We start from the raw sequence: 16382 nt of genomic DNA, 5'->3' as shown, positions 1-16382 counted from the left end.
GTGTTTATGTACCGCCTATGTGTCCGTGACCACTTTATGATTGCCCACAGCTTCAAGGGCGAGGTTTTTGGCCCCGCTCAGCGCACCCACGGCGCAACGTACGTGGTGGACGTTATCTTCCAGCGGCCGGAATTGGACGATGACGGCTTGGTCATCGATATCGGTTTGGCTGGCGATACCCTCAAGGCGGTCCTGGCAGGCTACAACTACCAGAACCTGGATGAGGTAAGCGAGCTGCAGGGTCATAACACCACCACGGAATTCATGGCCAAGGTGATTTACGATCAGCTTGGCGCCGCGATTAAAGCGGGCGAAATGGGCACGACGGCCCGCGGACTGACCCATCTTGAGGTCAGGCTGCATGAGTCGCATGTGGCGTGGGCAAGCTACGAAGGCGCGCTATGAGCCAGCGACTCAGCCTGCTGGTGGCTGGCGACCCGAACCAGCGTACCGGCGGCTACCTTTACGATGCCCGCATTGTCTCGGCGCTTCGTACACAGGGCTGGGCGATCGAGGTCATCGGGCTGGATGGGGCGTTCCCGGACGCCGATGCCACCGCGACCCGGGCATTGGCGGATGCATTGGCGGCCCAGCCCGATGGCGCAATGGTCGTCATCGACGGCTTGGCCATGGGGGCATTGCCTGACGTGGTAACCCGCCATGTGGATCGTCTGGCTATCACGGCGCTGGTGCATCACCCGCTGGGTGATGAATCGGGCCTGGGGGCGGATGATCAGCAGCGGCTCCACCAAAGCGAGCTGCGCGCCCTGGCGGCTGTTTCGCGGATTATCGTGACCAGCCACTTCACCGCCCGCCGCCTGTCGGTGCTGGCGGATACGTATGCGATCCCGCTCAAAGCGAATACGACCGTTGTTGAGCCCGGCGTTGAGCAGGCGCCAGTGAGCCCCGCCTGCGAGCCGGGTGAGTCACTGAACTTATTGTGCGTAGCGACCTTGACGCCCCGTAAAGGCCAGGACGTGCTGATCGAAGCGCTGGCTGGACTCTCGGCGAGCCGCTGGCGCTGTGACTGTTATGGTGGCGCACGGGATGCCGAATTTACCCTGAGGTTACAGTATCTGATTGAATTTCATGGCCTTGAGGGTCAGGTTGCCCTGCATGGCGAGTGCGACAGCGACACCCTTGAGGCTGCCTATCAACATGCTCACGCTCTGGTGCTGCCTTCCTGGTACGAAGGCTATGGCATGGTGGTGACCGAGGCGCTGGCCCACGGCCTGCCCGTGATCACCACCACCGGCGGCGCCTTACGCGATACCTTGCCCACCGGTGCCGGTTTAAGCGTTGAACCCGGCGACGTGGAAGCCTTGCAAAGCGCTATCGGGCGGTTCTGTGGCGATGCCGACCTGCGTGCTTCACTGCGCCAGGGGGCGATGGCGGCCCGCCAAACGCTCAAGGACTGGCCCGCCGCGGCCGAGGCGTTTGCCGGTGCAGTGGCGTCAACACCCAGGCCCCTGATATCGGGTAGCGAATTTGCCGCCTCTTGGCTGGCGCTGCGTGAGCCGGTGGACCACGGCTCCCGTTCCCAACACCTTGTCACCCTTGCCGACGAGTGGCTGTCGGCCTGTCCTACGCCTCATCGGCTAGTGGATCTGGGCTGTGGCCGGGGCAGCAATGTTCACTTCCTGGTACCCCGACTATCCGGCCCGCAAACCTGGACCCTGCTCGACCACGACACCACCTTGCTTGGGGACGCCCGGGCGCGGGTGATGACGTTGCGGGATATAAACGGACAGCCGATCGCTGCCGACACAGAGACGGCATCGTTCGCCCGTCTCGACACCCCTGCATTGAATGGCGCTCACCTTATTTGCGCTTCGGCACTGCTCGATTTGGTCTCGAAGTCCTGGATTGATCAACTGGTTGCCCACTGCGCTGCGCATCGTCAGGGGGTGCTCATGGCGCTCAGTGTTACCGGTGAGTGGTGGTTTACCGACCGTCATCAACGGCCGGTTGCCGATGACGAAGATCAATGGGTACTCGATCTTTTTCGTGCCCATCAGCAGCGGGATAAAGGCCTTGGCGATGCCCTCGGCGGCCGCGCGCATGCCACTCTTGCCGCTGCCTTCAAGGTCGTTAATTACCGCGTTGAAGAAGCGGATACGCCGTGGCAGTTATTGGCGGATAACCCCGATCATCAACCACTGATGACGTCATTGATTGATGGCTGGGCATTGGCGGCCGAGGAACACGCGCCTGATGCCGCTGGCCGCATTGCCGACTGGGCGGGACAGCGTCGCCAGGCGGTCGCCAGCGGTGAGCTGGGTATCTGGGTTGGCCACCGTGATCTGCTGGCCGTGCCCAATGAGACGCAACTCCAGGGGGAAGGGTAACGCCATGGCCAATCCGCAGTGGTGGCAGTCCCCGTGGCTACGTCGCGTAGCCGTCAGCGGCTTGTTGCTGGTGGCCGTGGCACTGTGGGTTGACCCCCAGGCGATTGTCGCGCAGGTACAGCGCCTGTCACCTGGTTGGGTGCTGCTGGCGCTACTGATTAGCGTGGGTCAGGTTGTTCTCAGCGCCTGGCGGTGGCAGCTGACGGCAAGGTTGATCCAGGTACCCATGCGCTTTGGCTACGCGCTGCGTGAGTACTACCTGGCCTTGCTGGTCAACCAGTTATTGCCGGGTGGGGTATTGGGCGATGCGGGGCGTGCCCATCGGCATGCCAGACAATCCGCCTCCAGGGGGCGCGCGTGGCGCGCGGTGATTATCGAACGGGTCTCGGGCCAGGTGGCTATGGGGCTGCTGACGCTTGTGGCGCTTGCGCTGTCGCCACTGTGGCAGGCAGCGCTCGGCTGGCCGGTGTGGTTATCCATCGGCGTCGCAGGGATGCTGGCCACAGGGTTTATCTCGGCGCTTGTCGGCCTGGCACGTAAAGGGTTGATTCACCTGCCTGGCTGGTGCCTGTCCGTTGGCCGGGATATTCAGCGTGGCCTGTTTACGGCTGGTGTCTGGCCTCTTCAATTATTGTCCTCGCTGACCATTGTGCTCAGTTATGGACTGGTCATGGTTTGCGCAGCGCGGGCGATCGGCGTTGAACTGCCGGTGTTGAGCTTGCTGGCCCTGGCGCCGGTGGTGTTGCTTGCCATGCTGGTGCCTTTCTCGGTGGCCGGTTGGGGCGTGCGTGAAGGCGCCGCAGCAGGCGTCTGGGTAGGGGTGGGTTTGCCCGCCGCCCAGGGTGTGGCGGTGTCGCTGGCTTACGGTGTGGTTGTGCTGTTGGCCAGCCTGCCGGGCCTTTGGGTGGCCTTCGGCCGACGCCATGCGGCGCTACCCCCCGAAAGTGGCCGGGCGCAGCAGGACGTCGAACAGGGTGTCTTCTCCACAACGGAAGGTTCGCAGCGCGGGGCGCAGCGCAGTGTCCAGCGTTTCGATGGGCGTCATCTGCAAGCCGGGGCGCCCCGAGCCGATCAACAGCGGTGCGACAAGCAAGTGCAGTCGGTCTACCACGCCTGCCTCGATAAATTGCGAGACGGTAACCCCGCCGCCCTCGACCAGTATCCGGTGCAATTGGTGGGTGCCGAGCAGTTCAATGACATCGCAGGGCGCAAACTGGCCTCGGTCATTCAGTGGCAGCACGCAGCGCTCTACGCCCGCGGGCGGGTCGGGAAGCGAGGCATCTGGCCCAACCACATGCAGCGTGGGCGCCACGCTGGTTCGAAACAGTTGCCGATCCATCGGCACGCGGCCACGCGGGTCAAGCACAACGCGGGTGGGGTGAACGCCGCTAACGTGGCGCACGGTCAACTGGGGATCATCGGCCTCGGCGGTGCCAGCACCGATGACCACGGCATCGGCAAGCCCCCTCAGCCGGTGCAGATGCACAAGACTCGCCCGACCGTTGATGTAGTGGGAGTGACCGCTCTGGGTGGCGATCCGTCCGTCCAGGCTTTGCCCCAACTGCGCCACCACCCACGACGCCGTCGTTGCCAGGGGCGCCAGACTGCTCGCCAGTTCGCTGGCCATCGGCTTGTCATCATCCAGGGACTGTCCTGCCAGCAGGCGCTGCCAAGTCGCGTCCGGGATGACGTCAGCGTCGGGGCTCAATCGATTCGTACGTTCCATGGAGTCGGGCATGACGCCTCCGTTCGGGATCAATCGTTGCATCATGCGGTGCACGGCGACCCGGCGCAAGCGCCACTCGTCCGTCACGTCAGTCAGCCAGGAGGCTTCTATGTATCACATTGAACGCGCCATCTTTGATATTCGACGAGGGCTTCCCGTGGTGGTGAAGGCGGGAGAACAGCAACTGCTGGTTCAGGCTTTGGAGGGCGGCGAGTCGGTGAATGAACTGACCCGGCTCTCAGGCTCGCGCCCTTCGCTGGTATTGACGCGCCACCGTTTGGACGCCATGGGTGTGTCCATCACCGCGGATGCTGCCTATCTGCCGTTGGCGGCCCAGATGGACGAACGTGCCCTGCACACGCTTGCCGTTGCCCAGGTGGTGCCGGGCCAGGCACCGGCCCTGCTAAGCGGCTTGCAGCCAGCAGGTAGAGCCGAGCGGGGGGCTGTCGCGCTGATGCGCCGGGCCTTGCTAATTCCGGCGGCATTGATTGCCGAAGTCAGTGAAAATGCAGCCGACGGGATCGCCCAGCAGTTGGCGAAAGGCGAACTTCTGGCGGTCGATGCCAGCGATGCCGAGACTTGTGTGGCCGGCGCACCCGGTATGCTCAAGCGGGTAAGCGAAGCCCGCATCCCGTTAGAAGATGCCGCCGAGAGTCGGTTTGTGCTGTTTCGTGAGCCGGATGGCCTGCGTGAGCATGTGGCCGTGGTCATCGGTCGGCCCGAGGCGCACACCGAGGCCGTGCCGCTGCGGATGCACTCGGCGTGCCTGACCGGCGACCTCTTTGGCAGCCTGCGGTGTGACTGTGGCGAGCAATTGCGTAATGCCGTCGCCGATATCGAGGCGATGGGGGGCGGAGTGCTGCTGTATCTGGCTCAGGAAGGCCGTGGAATCGGCCTGGCCAACAAGCTTCGCGCCTATACCCTGCAGGATGATGGTCTGGACACCGTCGATGCCGACCAGATGCTGGGTTTTGGCGATGACGAGCGCGATTACGCCGTAGCGGTCGATATGCTGCGAGCGCTGGATATTTCCCGTGTGCAGCTACTCACCAATAACCCATTGAAAATGCAGGCACTCAGCGAAGGCGGTATTGAGGTGGTCGCTCGTCAGGCATTGTACGGCCGCTTGACCGACCAGAACCATCGTTACCTCAATGCCAAAGCCACCCGAGCTGGGCATTTTTTGGAAGATGTATTAAGCAGTAAGTAATCACTATCAATTAGTAAGAGGCAAGTTGTAAGAGATAAACCGCTATCACCAAGCCTTTTAAAGTGGTGGCAGGTTGGCGGTTTCCGCCACGACCTGGGCAAGTAGACGGGCGTAATGATGAATCAAACGTGCGCCCAGCTCGGCCGTCGCTGGGCGAGCATCGCCTGATACCCCCTGGCGGCTTAAATCTTCCGCCAGCCAGGCGAAAGCGGCAGCACCCTCTGGCCCTACCAGGTCATCGTCTTGAGCATCAGCCGCTGAGGGCGCTTGATAGCCCTCCAACTGAACCAGCGTGGGCGCCAGATGCAACATCATGGCGGTTTCCAGTGCGCCACCGTGCAAGCCTTTGCGCAATTCATCGGCGTCAATGGCGCCTTCAAGCGGCGGCAGGCGGGTGTAAGTCGCCTTGACCACGCGCATGTTGTGGCGGCGGCGCAGCGTCAGCGCGGCCAGATCCATCACGGCCTTGTTGCCGCCGTGGCTGTTGATCAATACCAGGCGCTGAATCCCCGTTCGAGCAAGGCTGTCGCCGTAGGCTTCCAGGGTGGCAATGGCGACCGGTGCAGGCAGGCTGAGCGTACCGGGGTAGCTGGCATGCTCATCGCTTGCACCAACGGCGATCGGCGGCAGGCAGACCACTTCCAGCGACGGCGATAGTTGCTCCAGCATTGCGCTTTGTAGACCCTCACCAATGGTCAGATCCGTGGCTAACGGGAGGTGAGTGCCGTGCTGTTCAACGGCGCCAAGTACCAACACGGCCACTGGGTCGCGATGGGCAACCTCGACTAACTGAGGGGCGGTAAGTTGCTGCCAGTGGTGAATCATGGGGTAACGTGCCTATGGAGTATTCAGGAGGTGCGGGTGGTCTGAGCGGCAGGCGTAAAGGTCGCCGGAGGGCAGGGCGTCTGCTCCGTCTTTCAACCATTGGCGAATCGCCTCCGGTGTTTGCCATTCTTTCCAGCGAAAATGGCGCTGTTCGCCGACAACGATATTGTAGCGATAATCCCCCAGGCGGTTTAGCAGGTCGACGCATTCATGGCTTACCTTTAGAGCACCTGTTACAAATTCTACCGATAGCGCTACGACGGGATAGCTTAGCCCGGCCAGTACCTCGGCTTCAAAGCCTTCCACATCGATCTTGATGAAACTGGGCTCGCCGTAGTCGGAAATGAGTTGATCGAGGGTGGTGACGGGAACGCTCAGGCGTTGCTCCCAGCGTACCTGACTAAAGCCCGCATTGCGTTGGCCGATCTGCTCGCGCCATTCGCTGGCGAGTGTCGAGAGGGTAGGGTTGGCGTTGCTGATGGCAATCTCGGCAACGCCCTCTATGGAGCCTGCCGCCACCGGCAGCAAGGTGATGGAGGGCGTTTTTACCATGCGCTTGAACCACTGGGCGAGAACGGGCTGCGGCTCCAGGGCGATCACCCGGGCGCCTAGCGCGTGAAAGGCGGCACTTCGGTCACCCAGGTGGGCGCCAATATCAAATGCGGGTTTACCCGGCACAATGAACGGCTGGTAAAGCCGTTGAAGCCCCCGCTGACGCCCTGGACGCCAATAGATAAATAGCGAGCGGGCAAGCCCGCTCGCTTGACGAAGCCGCTGGCAATACCCGTGCTGCATTAACTGGGCTCCTTAATGGTGGCTGATGATGTGACGAGTGCCTCGCGATCAAAGTACTTGAACGACTGGCAGGGCATTTCGCCCACGCGCTCAGCAAGTAGTGGCACCAGCGGAAAAGGTCGCTGGGTGTCGGGCGCTTGTGGACAGACGTCGCTACTTGCCACCAAGGTTTCAAACTTATCCAGCAAAGGGGGTTTCAATGCAATACTGGGCGTTTGCAGTAGCCCCAGGCGATGGAGAACAACGCCGCCCCAGGTACCGCTGCTGGAGTATTTGACCAACGGTGCGGCGCCAACCAGCCCAAGCCAAGCAGGGGTTAACCAGCCAAATGCTGTCGGTGAAAAGGCCATCATTACCCCCGCCCAGAGTAGCCCGCTGAGGGTCATCCAGCCGGTGTGCTGCCAGGTTTCCCGCCAACTGAGCGAGCGCTCGCCACGTGGCTGTGTTTGCCATTCAATGGAGCGACCCAGCAATACGTTGATAATGAACAGGCTGTGCCAGGCCATCATCATTGGGGCGATCAAGGCGGCAAACAGCATTTCCAGACAGGTGCTCGCGAGCAGGCGTAGCCGCCCCCCAAAGGCATAAGGTGTTTGCCAGCAAGCTAGCCCTAACCCAAGAAATTTGGGTGCTAGCAGCATGCCCAGGGTAATCGACAGCAGCCCGAGCGAAAGCGGTTGGGGAAGCGTTTTGCCGGTGACATCGCCAAGCACATGATAAGTCACCAACACGCTGGTGCAGAGCAGCAAACCCAGCCATACAAGCGACGATAAAAAGGCAAAGGCGCCATAAAAAAAGTGCAGCCGGCTAAGCGGGTGAAAGCCTGCCCCGCTCAACAGCCGCAGGTGTTGTAGGTTGCCTTGAAGCCAGCGACGGTCGCGTTTTGCAAAGTCGAGTAAATTGCTTGGCATTGCTTCGAAGCTATTGTGAGATGCGCTGACGTAGGGGTCATGCCTCGAAACCGACGTGGTCATGGTGGTGTCCAGCAGCACCTGCCAGCCGCCGCGTTTAAGCAGGGCAGCCTCGACAAAATCATGGCTGAGTATCTCGCCGCCAAGCGGCGGCTTGCCGGGCAGCGTGGGCAAGCCCGCATGATCCATGAACGCTCGTGTGCGGATGATGGCGTTATGCCCCCAGTAGTTGGCCGTATCGCCCTGCCAGAAGCTTTGGCCGGCCGCGAGCATGGGGCTGTACAACGCTGAAGCAAATTGGGTAAAGCGGCCAAATAGCGTCTTTTGGCCTACCGGCATTGGCACCGTCTGGATCAGGCCAATGCCTGGCTGGCGCTGCATTCGCTGAACCATGCGTAATAACGTCGCGCCACTCATCAGACTATCGGCATCCAGCACGACCATGAAATCGTAATGCCGCCCCCAGCGGCGGCAGAATTCGGCAATGTTGCCCGCCTTGCGGCCTTGGTTGTTGGGCCGCCGCCGGTAGTGAATGGCAAGCTCGCCAGCAAAACGGTGCTGCAAAGCTGCTACGTGGGCTTCCTCTATCCGAGCTTGCTCAGCGTCCTGGGTGTCGCTGAGCACAAAAAACTCAAAATGCTCGCCTAACGGATGTGCCGCCTCATTTGCGTCTTTATCGCCAAGCGAGTGCTGCATAAGCGAGCGGCAGGTGGCTTCAAGGCCGGCAAAGGTAGGCACTGGCGGCTCGGCGTAAATCGGCATGACCACAGCCGTCCGGCTTACCAATAGCCGTGCGTTGGGAATTTCGTGATTGAGCCTGCGCAGGCTTAGTGGGTCAAGTTTCAACGCGCATACCACAAAGCCGCATAAGGCGTTCCAGAATGCCAGCGCGATCCAGGTAAACGTCAGCGCAAACAAAACGAGCATCGATATCTGCCAGCCCAATGCAAGGCTCGATGTAACCCGGTACATGGCAGCACACCCAGCGACACTCGATGCCAGCACCGCAATGGCCAACAACGCACGGCGTGTTTTCAGCCAGGGAATCGAGGGGACCAGAGGATCTGTATCAATCATCGGGGTACCACACATAGTTCCAGGTCTCGCTGATGGGCTCACCTTCAAGGGTTAGTCGTAGTCGGATATCGCTGGGTTGATCGCTCGCGGGTAGCCGGAAACTTGCCCGCCAGCCACCGTTCGGCAGCGCGGTGACCTGAGGCAGCTTTATGTCGCCTTTTCGGTTGCTGATATCCAGCTCAACGGGCTGGTCGGTGGCGATTTCGCCAAGTTCGCCCCCCTGGAAGTCGACAATGAACTGGCGCTCGCCTTCATTGGTTTCCTCCGTTTGCCCTGGCACTTCGGCGCGGCCATGACGGGCGCGCACCACGCGGCCTAATGCGTGGTTTTCAGGTTGCGAATTGAGCGTATAGGTCTGGTAGTGCAGGCGACGGGAATCGCCAGCTTCCATGGGTTCTTCGGCGACCCAGTAGGCAACGATATTGTCGTGGGTTTCGTCCGGCGTGGGGATTTCCACCAGTTCAACGTGACCCTTGCCCCAGTCCTCGAGGGGGGTGACCCACTGGCTGGGGCGCCGGTGATATTGCGCTTCCGTGTCCAGGTAGCGGTTGAAATCACGCTCGCGCTGCATCAGCCCGAACCCTTGGGGGTTGTCGTCGAAAAAGGATGAAATACGCACGCTGTCTGGGTTGCTCAACGGCCGCCAGATCCACTCGTCGGTACCGGTTTGTATCAGTAGCCCATCGGAGTCGTGAACCTGTGGGCGATAGTCATCCGGGCGTTCGCGACTGGTTTCACCAAAGGTGAACATGCTGGTCAGTGGGGCAATCCCTAGCTTGGCGATGTTGTCACGCGCAAACAGTGCCGCTTCGACCTCTACGCGCGTCTTGTCACCGGGTTGGATAACAAAACGATAGGCGCCGCTAAGCGAAGGGCTATCCATCAGGGCAAGCAGCTCGACCTGGTCGGCGTCCGCGTCGGGTTTGTGTAGCCAGAACTCGCGAAACGCCGGAAACTCCTCGCCGTCGCTTGACGCGGTATCAATGGCTAATCCTCGAGACGATAAGCCGTAAACCTGGTCGCGGCCGACCAGCCGGAAATAGCTGGCACCCAGAAACACGGCAAATTCATCGGCATAGTCATCGCGATTCAGGGGGTAATGCAGGCGAAATCCTGCGTGACCGCTGCCGGTGAGGTCGTGGTCAAGTAACGCACTCGCCGCGCCGTCGTAGGAAAAATCATCTGTGGAGAAGGACAACGGGGCAACGTTGCCGTTTTCAATAACATTGATATTAACAGGCGTCTCGAACAAAAAACCGCTGTGGAACAGTTGCACGCTGAAAGGGCTGTCATCTCGCCAGTAGGCGTTTGAGGGATCAAAGCGAATTTGCCGATAGGTGTCGTAATCGATTTTGCGCAACGGTGCGGGGAGGTCACCCTCTGGCGATTGGTAAGGTGCGTCGGCCAGATCTCGTGCCTGTGCAATCACGGCTTGATAGTGGGAGTGTTGATCAGCCATTGCTGGAAGTATGGCCAGCGAGGTGATCATGACGAGCAACCTTCCTTTTATGTAGTAGCGCATAACGATGATGTCCTTTCAGCTGCGTGTGCTGTCTGTCCTCTACGTTGGCTTATCTTCTACCACTTCGTGCAATTTTTAAACAATAGTTATACATTTAGTCAGTAAAGTACATGTCGAGTTCGTTTACCAGCATGGTCGTGATCATGCGACGATATGGCGCTCGCCCACTTCAACTGGCAACGGATGGCAAGCCTGCAATGCGTCGATTATGGATAGGAGCGTTAGCGCTCAATATAGGCTTGGTGGCCCCACTTTGGTGGCGCTATGGCGATATGTCAGGGAACCTGATCGCCTGGGAAGCTTGGCTGGTAATGCCACTCATGCTGCTCATGCCCCGAGGAAGCTTTCGCTTGGGGCTTGGCATTGCACTGGCAAGCTGGCTCATCCTGGCCACGTTGATCAACCTTGGGGAAGCGGCGACTTACACCGCCTTTGGTCGACCGTTAAACCTGTATCTCGACACGCCGCTGCTGGGCTCCATTTACGACTTGCTCGTGGGTAATGTAGGCCATATTTGGGCACTTTGCGCAATAGTCGTGGCGACGACATTGCTTTTGCTACTGGCACTTGGCGTGTTCAGGCTGCTGTTGCCGGGTGAAGGTTACCCGCTCAAGGGAAGAGCCAAAGGATGGGCATTCGCAATGCTGGTGTGTGCCAGCCTGGGTGCAGGATTGGCACTGAGCGGCAAGTCCATCCTTGGGCGTGACAGCTTGCCGGTGGTTAACGCGACCCATGTTCAATGGGGGCAACTGGTCACTACCCATCAGGCCAAACAGGCTTTTGTGCAAACGCTTGAGGCAGCGCCTATCGAGCAGCGCTCACTCAGTGGTCTGGCAGGGCGCAGGGTGTTGATGACGTTTATTGAATCCTATGGTGTTACGGCACTGGAGGACGAACGCTATCGTTCTGTCCTGGCGCCTACCTTAGACGAGATTGAGCGGCGGCTTGCCGATCGGGAGATCAACGTCGTATCGGGTCTGCTCGAATCGCCGATCCGTGGTGGTCAATCCTGGCTGGCGCACGCCACGGCATTAAGTGGTTACACCATCGATAACCAGCTGTGGTACCAGTTGTTGTTAGACAGCGATGCGACCACGCTGGTGGATGACTTTCGGGCCACCGGACAACGCACGCTGGCCGTGATGCCGGCGATTACTCAGCCCTGGCCGGAAGGCAGGGCCTACGGTTTTGACGAACTGGTGGTGGAGAAAGATATTGACTACCAGGGACCGCCGCTGAACTGGGTGACGATGCCGGACCAGTTTACGCTGGCCTATACCCAGCGAGAGTTACTGGATAATTCGCCTGTCTTTGCGCAGCTGGCGCTGATTTCAAGCCACGCGCCGTGGACGCCGATTTTGCCGGTATTTGATGATTGGTCCAGCATTGGCGATGGCAAGCTGTTTGCGCCATGGGAAGAGGCGGGTGATCCGCCTGAAGTCTTGTGGCAGGACATCGAGCGTATCCGCGACCATTATGCCTGGTCGGTCGACTACTCGATTAAAACGGTTGGCCGCTGGGCGGAGCGCGTGGCGGACGACAATACCATGCTGATTGTGTTGGGCGACCACCAACCGGCACCGTTGATTACCGGCGACGATGCCAGCGGTGCAGTGCCCGTCCACATTATCAGCGGCGACCCGGCCTTGCTGGCGCCGTTTCAGGCCCGAGGGTTTGTACCCGGCATGTGGCCGACGCCGGAAAGTGACGAGAGTTCAGCCGAGCTGAGTCAGTTGCGGCGCTGGCTGCATGCTGATTTTACCGAAAGCAATACCCGCTGACCCCTCGAGCCAGCCTGTGGCTGGTTATAACCCGCGACGGCGGTTGGCACGCCAACCAAGCTTAGTAAATCCGGTAATCGCGGAAGTTGGCCAGCTGCTGCTGCTCCTGAATGGTTTTGCGGTAGCGCTTGTATTCCCATTGATACTGGGCGGGGGCGAGGGCAATAGCGGCTTCGACGCTGGCATTGACGCCGGTGGCTGACTGAATATCGTCTGGGTCGTAGACGCGCTCGTCGGCGTCAAGAAAGTGAATCTCAAACCCTTTTCCAGGCACCCGCAGGGCGATCCCCGTCACCACGCGGGCCTGGGTACGCGCTACCAGTTTAGGCAGCAGCGTGGCCGTGTAGGCATCGCGGCCAAAAAACGGTGCGAAGACGCCACTGCCCCAATCAGGCTCCTGGTCGGGCAGGATGCCGATGGCTTCGCTACGTTTGAGCGCCTTGAGGAGCGCCGCAACCCCGCGGGGGTTGGTGGGGACCAATTGCGCGCCCATGCGCTCGCGACCCTGCCGAATAACCGGGTCAAGTGCGGCCATCTTGGGGGGCTCATACATGGCGGTGAACGGAAAATGGTTCGACAGCCAGAAATTCAGCACTTCCCAGTTACCAAAATGCGGCGCCAGTACAATCACGCCGCGTCCTTCGCTGCGGGCGTTATCGAGTTTATCGCGACCATGCACCGCCAGAGTGCCCAGTGTCACTTGTTCGGGTTCGGCCATCCACGCATGACCAAGCTCCAGCATGGTAGCTGTGGAGTGACGCAGGCTGTCGTGGGCCAGTGTCTTGCGCTCCTGGTCGGACAGCTGTGGGTAAGCGACCTTGAGGTTTGCGTTGGTAATACGCCGTTCACGACGGCTCAGCCGGTAAACCTGGGGGCCTAGCCACGCCGCACATCGCCACAGCCTGCCCAATGGCCAGCGTGAAAGATAGCGCCAAAACCAACGTATCGCGTTGGCTTGAGACAAACGCTGACTTGACGCCGCCATCTTCTGAGGCATTTTCAGATCAGCCAAGTGTTGACGTTAGAAGGCGCGCGTTGCTCCTGCAGCCCTTTAAAGCCTTTAACACAGCGCACAATGAGCCATACGGCCAGTGCCAGCATAAGCAGGAACCCAATGCCGATGATGGCCAGGACCAAGCACAGGAACCCGTAAACCAGGCCTATCCAGAAAGTGCGAATCTGGTAACGGTAGTGTTCATCCAGCCATTCAGGGCCTTTGCCTTTGTAGACGTAAGCGATGACGACACCGACAATCGACGTGAAGCCGAGGATAAAACTGGCAAGATAGAGCGCATAGACCACCATCGCCATGGTGGTGTCGGGCTTGCGCTGGTGTTCAGCTGCGCCCTCAGGCCCTCCGTTGACGACGGTTCCTTCAGTCGGCGTGTCCTGGCTACTGTCTTGCATAACGTTTCCTTTTCCGTGTTTTTAGAGTGACACTGTAATAACAAGGATTCTCTATCGTATTTCAGTGAACGCTATTGTAGCGTGCCTGACCGGTCTTGGCATTAGCGTGCCGCAGGGCGGCAAATCTCGAGCAGGTTGCCGTCCGGGTCGCGCAAATAAATCGACTCGATGGGACCATTGGCCCCCTGGCGTGCCACGGGGCCCAGTTCGATATCAATCCCCAGGACATCCAGGTGCTGTTTGAACTCGTTCAGCGGTAGTTGGCAGCGCAGGCAGAGGTCTAGACTACCGGGAGTGGGGGTGGCAGAAATGGGTGCAATATCCGTGTCGGTCTGATGCAGGCGCAACGCGGTATCGCCGAGGAGCAAGTCGACCCGTTGGGCGTCTCGGTAGCGTACCTCCAGTCCCAGAACACGTGAGTAAAAATCCACCGCGCGACCCATGTCGGTCACGGTCACAACAAGATGGTCCAGACCTGAGAGCATGCCACTTTCCTTAATACAAAACAGTGAGTCAATGAAGACAACGACGCGGCGTTGCCCGCTATGTGACGAGGGTGATGCTACCCTCTATCATCAAGATCGCCGCCGTGACTATTTCCAGTGTGCCACGTGTGCACTGGTCTTTGTGCCGCCAGAGCAGCATTTGAGCGCAGCCGCCGAAAGGGCGGAATACGACAAGCACCAGAACTCGCCGTATGATACGGGATATCGACGTTTTTTAGGGCGTTTATTTACCCCGCTGACCGCTAGGCTGACCGCCCAGGCCCGAGGGCTTGATTTTGGCTCAGGCCCTGGGCCCACGCTCTCTGTGATGTTCGCAGAGCAGGGCTACCCCATGTCAATTTATGACCCCTTTTATGCGCCAGAACAGCGGGTGCTTACCCATGAATACGATTTTATCACCGCGACAGAAGTCGTCGAGCATCTGGCGCAGCCCGGCCAGGTGCTGGCTCAATTGGTCGGACTGCTAACGCCCGGTGGCTACCTTGGGATGATGACCAAGCGGGTCACGTCGCCCGAGTCGTTTGCTCGCTGGCACTATATTGCGGACCCAACACACGTCAGTTTCTTCAGCGAAGCAACATTTTGCTGGTGGGCCGCCCAGCATCATTTTACAGTGGAATTTCCTGGGCCTGACACGGTTATCCTGCGTAAATTGCTATAGCCGACAGCGACGCCGTCAGAAAAGCATTGACTTTACCCCGTTCGGGGCAATAATTGCGCGCCGTTATCCCTGCCTGAATCGATGTGCCAGGTGAGATGGCGGTTTCTGTGGGCACGCTCTGCCGTGTTTTCCACGCCTGTTTTTCATCTCTATCGGCAAGACGAGGTTTTCATGTCGCGGCAACTGCTGGCCATGGCGCTGGCGCCCCTTTTAGGGCTGTTCATTCTCGGGATCGGTAACGGCTTTCTCGCTACCTTGATTACCATCCGCCTGGATGCGGCAGGTGAGTCGGCCACGTTAATCGGTATTGTCTCGTCCGCCTACTTTATTGGCCTGGCACTGGGTGCCATGGTGAATGATCGCCTGTTACTGCGTATCGGTCATATCCGCGCCTACGGTAGCTTCGCCTCGCTGGTCGCCGTGACGGTACTGCTACAGGGCCTATTCTTTGATCCCTGGGCCTGGTTCGTGCTGCGTTTGATCGGCGGCTGGGCAACGGTGGGGGTCTATCTGGTCATTGAAAGCTGGCTGTTGACCTCTGGCGACCAGAAAGTGCGCGGTCGTCTGCTCGCGCTGTATATGATTTCGCTGTATGCCGCTGGCGTGTTGGGGCAATTGCTGCTGGGCGTGACCGATGCCATGGGCATGACGGCACCGTTCATGGTGATAGGGCTTCTGGCGTCACTCTCGGTACTGCCAATGGCGATGATTCCACGCGTATCACCGCTTATCGAGCATGCCGAGCCGCTTCCGCCTCTTCGCCTGATCACCATGACGCCAACCGGTGTCATGGGCAGTCTGGGGTCCGGCATGGTGGTCGCGGCGGCGTATACGCTGCTGCCGCTCTATTTACAGCGAATTGGCATGACGGTCAGCCAGGTTGGCCAGATGATGGCCGTGGTGATTATGGGCGCCATGCTACTGCAGTACCCCATTGGCCGCTGGTCGGATCGCCACGACCGCCAGATGGTGTTGATCGCGATCAGCGCTTTCTGCGCGCTGATCTCGGCGGCAATGTTGTGGCTACCGCTTTCCACGCCAATGCTGGCGGTGCTGCTGTTCCTGCTGGGTGGCGGGGTGTTTGCGCTTTATCCGGTGGCGGTCAGCCATGCGGCTGACCGTGCCCCGGCCGGTGCCCTGGTGCGCATGAGCCAGGGACTGCTGTTGATCAACTCCATCGGTGCGACGATCAGCCCGCTGATGATCTCCCCGGTGATGACGGTCATGGGCGATGCCGGGCTGTTCTGGGCTTTCGGTGCGCTGAGCCTGTTCTTTGTCATGTTCTTCAGTTGGCGTCGACGTGTTCGCCCCGCGCCTGTGCCGGTGGCACCGTTTACCGCCACGACGCCGATGAGCTCTGCGGGTGCCGAGCTGGTAGTCACCGAAGAGCTGATGCAGGGAGCGCTGGAGCACGAACATCTCGAGGATCTGTCGGACCTGGTGCCCGATGTGGACGTGGCGGAACCAATTGTCGGGCCACCGCCTGAAGACGAAAATCACATCGTTTATTACGATGATACCGAGCAGGCTGGTGAGCGGCATTGAGGCGCCGTCGTTAATTGCGTGACGTTTTGTTGAGACCTTGGGCTAATGGTGTGTAGTGGCGAGGATTA

14 protein-coding genes and 1 pseudogene are annotated in these 16382 nt (G+C 59.8%); 7 read left to right on the top strand and 8 right to left on the bottom strand.

Translation table 11 applies throughout. The features are described 5' to 3' along the window. Window positions 1-6 precede the first annotated feature (6 nt). From IT895_RS13375 to IT895_RS19430, 3 genes and pseudogenes are all read left to right on the top strand, one after another. On the top strand, window positions 7-405 hold the full coding sequence (locus IT895_RS13375; RefSeq protein WP_085918846.1) for a 6-pyruvoyl trahydropterin synthase family protein: 399 nt from the start codon (window positions 7-9) through the stop codon (window positions 403-405). Continuing rightward, complete coding sequence (locus IT895_RS13370; RefSeq protein ID WP_199283733.1) at window positions 402-2348, top strand: glycosyltransferase family 4 protein; 1947 nt, start codon at window positions 402-404, stop codon at window positions 2346-2348. Before IT895_RS13375 ends, IT895_RS13370 begins: the two co-directional genes overlap by 4 nt. Continuing rightward, window positions 2320-3231, top strand: a pseudogene (locus IT895_RS19430) (lysylphosphatidylglycerol synthase transmembrane domain-containing protein); the annotation flags it as partial. The gene IT895_RS13370 and the pseudogene IT895_RS19430, both read left to right, overlap by 29 nt. Before the next feature lie 48 nt (window positions 3232-3279). Here IT895_RS19430 and IT895_RS19425 read toward each other — a convergent pair. Beyond that, complete coding sequence (locus IT895_RS19425) at window positions 3280-3975, bottom strand: RibD family protein (protein ID WP_233337430.1); 696 nt, start codon at window positions 3973-3975, stop codon at window positions 3280-3282. 208 nt (window positions 3976-4183) lie between these two features. Here IT895_RS19425 and ribA point away from each other — a divergent pair, with 208 nt between their 5' ends. Continuing rightward, complete coding sequence (gene ribA / locus IT895_RS13360; protein ID WP_199283731.1) at window positions 4184-5284, top strand: GTP cyclohydrolase II RibA; 1101 nt, start codon at window positions 4184-4186, stop codon at window positions 5282-5284. A gap of 57 nt (window positions 5285-5341) precedes the next feature. Here the strand turns inward: ribA and IT895_RS13355 are convergent, their stop codons facing one another. The 4 genes from IT895_RS13355 to IT895_RS13340 are packed head-to-tail and all read right to left on the bottom strand — an operon-like array spanning window position 5342 to window position 10381. Beyond that, the gene (locus IT895_RS13355) at window positions 5342-6109 is read right to left on the bottom strand and encodes a creatininase family protein (RefSeq protein WP_199283730.1); all 768 of its coding nucleotides are present in this window, start codon (window positions 6107-6109) and stop codon (window positions 5342-5344) included. Window positions 6110-6121: 12 nt separating this feature from the next. Next, window positions 6122-6904 (bottom strand): FkbM family methyltransferase, encoded by a 783-nt coding sequence (locus IT895_RS13350; protein ID WP_199283729.1) that lies wholly within the window; start codon window positions 6902-6904, stop codon window positions 6122-6124. Beyond that, a complete protein-coding gene (gene mdoH, locus IT895_RS13345; RefSeq protein ID WP_199283728.1) occupies window positions 6904-8892 on the bottom strand; it encodes a glucans biosynthesis glucosyltransferase MdoH in 1989 nt (662 codons plus the stop codon). Before mdoH ends, IT895_RS13350 begins: the two co-directional genes overlap by 1 nt. Continuing rightward, a complete protein-coding gene (locus tag IT895_RS13340; RefSeq protein ID WP_233337247.1) occupies window positions 8885-10381 on the bottom strand; it encodes a glucan biosynthesis protein in 1497 nt (498 codons plus the stop codon). The genes mdoH and IT895_RS13340 overlap by 8 nt, the downstream gene beginning before the upstream one ends. Window positions 10382-10524: 143 nt before the next feature. On the opposite strand from IT895_RS13340, the gene IT895_RS13335 reads away from it, so the two are divergent. Continuing rightward, window positions 10525-12195: an alkaline phosphatase gene (locus IT895_RS13335; RefSeq protein WP_325073159.1), complete on the top strand. Its 1671-nt coding sequence runs from the start codon at window positions 10525-10527 to the stop codon at window positions 12193-12195. 61 nt (window positions 12196-12256) lie between these two features. On the opposite strand, the gene IT895_RS13330 is transcribed toward IT895_RS13335, so the two are convergent. The 3 genes from IT895_RS13330 to IT895_RS13320 all read right to left on the bottom strand — a co-directional run bounded on the left by IT895_RS13330 (window position 12257) and on the right by IT895_RS13320 (window position 14087). Next, entirely contained in the window at window positions 12257-13192 is a 936-nt protein-coding gene (locus IT895_RS13330) for a lysophospholipid acyltransferase family protein (RefSeq protein ID WP_085918977.1), read from the bottom strand. Between the two features lie 2 nt (window positions 13193-13194). Then, on the bottom strand, window positions 13195-13602 hold the full coding sequence (locus IT895_RS13325) for a DUF4870 family protein (RefSeq protein ID WP_085918854.1): 408 nt from the start codon (window positions 13600-13602) through the stop codon (window positions 13195-13197). A 101-nt stretch (window positions 13603-13703) separates the two neighbouring features. Beyond that, a complete protein-coding gene (locus tag IT895_RS13320; protein ID WP_085918855.1) occupies window positions 13704-14087 on the bottom strand; it encodes a VOC family protein in 384 nt (127 codons plus the stop codon). Window positions 14088-14118: 31 nt separating this feature from the next. Here IT895_RS13320 and IT895_RS13315 point away from each other — a divergent pair, with 31 nt between their 5' ends. Next, a complete protein-coding gene (locus IT895_RS13315; RefSeq protein ID WP_233337246.1) occupies window positions 14119-14769 on the top strand; it encodes a class I SAM-dependent methyltransferase in 651 nt (216 codons plus the stop codon). A 171-nt stretch (window positions 14770-14940) separates the two neighbouring features. Next, the gene (locus IT895_RS13310; RefSeq protein ID WP_085918857.1) at window positions 14941-16314 is read left to right on the top strand and encodes an MFS transporter; all 1374 of its coding nucleotides are present in this window, start codon (window positions 14941-14943) and stop codon (window positions 16312-16314) included. The last annotated feature ends 68 nt before the right edge of the window (window positions 16315-16382 follow it).

This window comes from Halomonas sp. A40-4 (assembly GCF_015767635.1).
GTDB lineage: Bacteria > Pseudomonadota > Gammaproteobacteria > Pseudomonadales > Halomonadaceae > Vreelandella > Vreelandella janggokensis.
The sequence above is the reverse complement of the archived record's forward strand: the minus strand, read 5'-3'. Positions and strand labels throughout refer to the sequence as shown.

Excerpts from the sequence above, each read along its gene's own strand:
- IT895_RS13375 (WP_085918846.1), top strand. The coding sequence starts at position 7 with ATGTACCGCCTATGTGTCCGTGACCACTTTATGATTGCCCACAGCTTC.
- IT895_RS13370 (WP_199283733.1), top strand. The coding sequence starts at position 402 with ATGAGCCAGCGACTCAGCCTGCTGGTGGCTGGCGACCCGAACCAGCGT.
- IT895_RS19425 (WP_233337430.1), bottom strand. The coding sequence starts at position 3,975 with ATGGCCAGCGAACTGGCGAGCAGTCTGGCGCCCCTGGCAACGACGGCG.
- ribA (WP_199283731.1), top strand. The coding sequence starts at position 4,184 with ATGTATCACATTGAACGCGCCATCTTTGATATTCGACGAGGGCTTCCC.
- IT895_RS13355 (WP_199283730.1), bottom strand. The coding sequence starts at position 6,109 with ATGATTCACCACTGGCAGCAACTTACCGCCCCTCAGTTAGTCGAGGTT.
- IT895_RS13350 (WP_199283729.1), bottom strand. The coding sequence starts at position 6,904 with ATGCAGCACGGGTATTGCCAGCGGCTTCGTCAAGCGAGCGGGCTTGCC.
- mdoH (WP_199283728.1), bottom strand. The coding sequence starts at position 8,892 with ATGATTGATACAGATCCTCTGGTCCCCTCGATTCCCTGGCTGAAAACA.
- IT895_RS13340 (WP_233337247.1), bottom strand. The coding sequence starts at position 10,381 with ATGATCACCTCGCTGGCCATACTTCCAGCAATGGCTGATCAACACTCC.
- IT895_RS13335 (WP_325073159.1), top strand. The coding sequence starts at position 10,525 with ATGTCGAGTTCGTTTACCAGCATGGTCGTGATCATGCGACGATATGGC.
- IT895_RS13330 (WP_085918977.1), bottom strand. The coding sequence starts at position 13,192 with ATGCCTCAGAAGATGGCGGCGTCAAGTCAGCGTTTGTCTCAAGCCAAC.
- IT895_RS13325 (WP_085918854.1), bottom strand. The coding sequence starts at position 13,602 with ATGCAAGACAGTAGCCAGGACACGCCGACTGAAGGAACCGTCGTCAAC.
- IT895_RS13320 (WP_085918855.1), bottom strand. The coding sequence starts at position 14,087 with ATGCTCTCAGGTCTGGACCATCTTGTTGTGACCGTGACCGACATGGGT.
- IT895_RS13315 (WP_233337246.1), top strand. The coding sequence starts at position 14,119 with ATGAAGACAACGACGCGGCGTTGCCCGCTATGTGACGAGGGTGATGCT.
- IT895_RS13310 (WP_085918857.1), top strand. The coding sequence starts at position 14,941 with ATGTCGCGGCAACTGCTGGCCATGGCGCTGGCGCCCCTTTTAGGGCTG.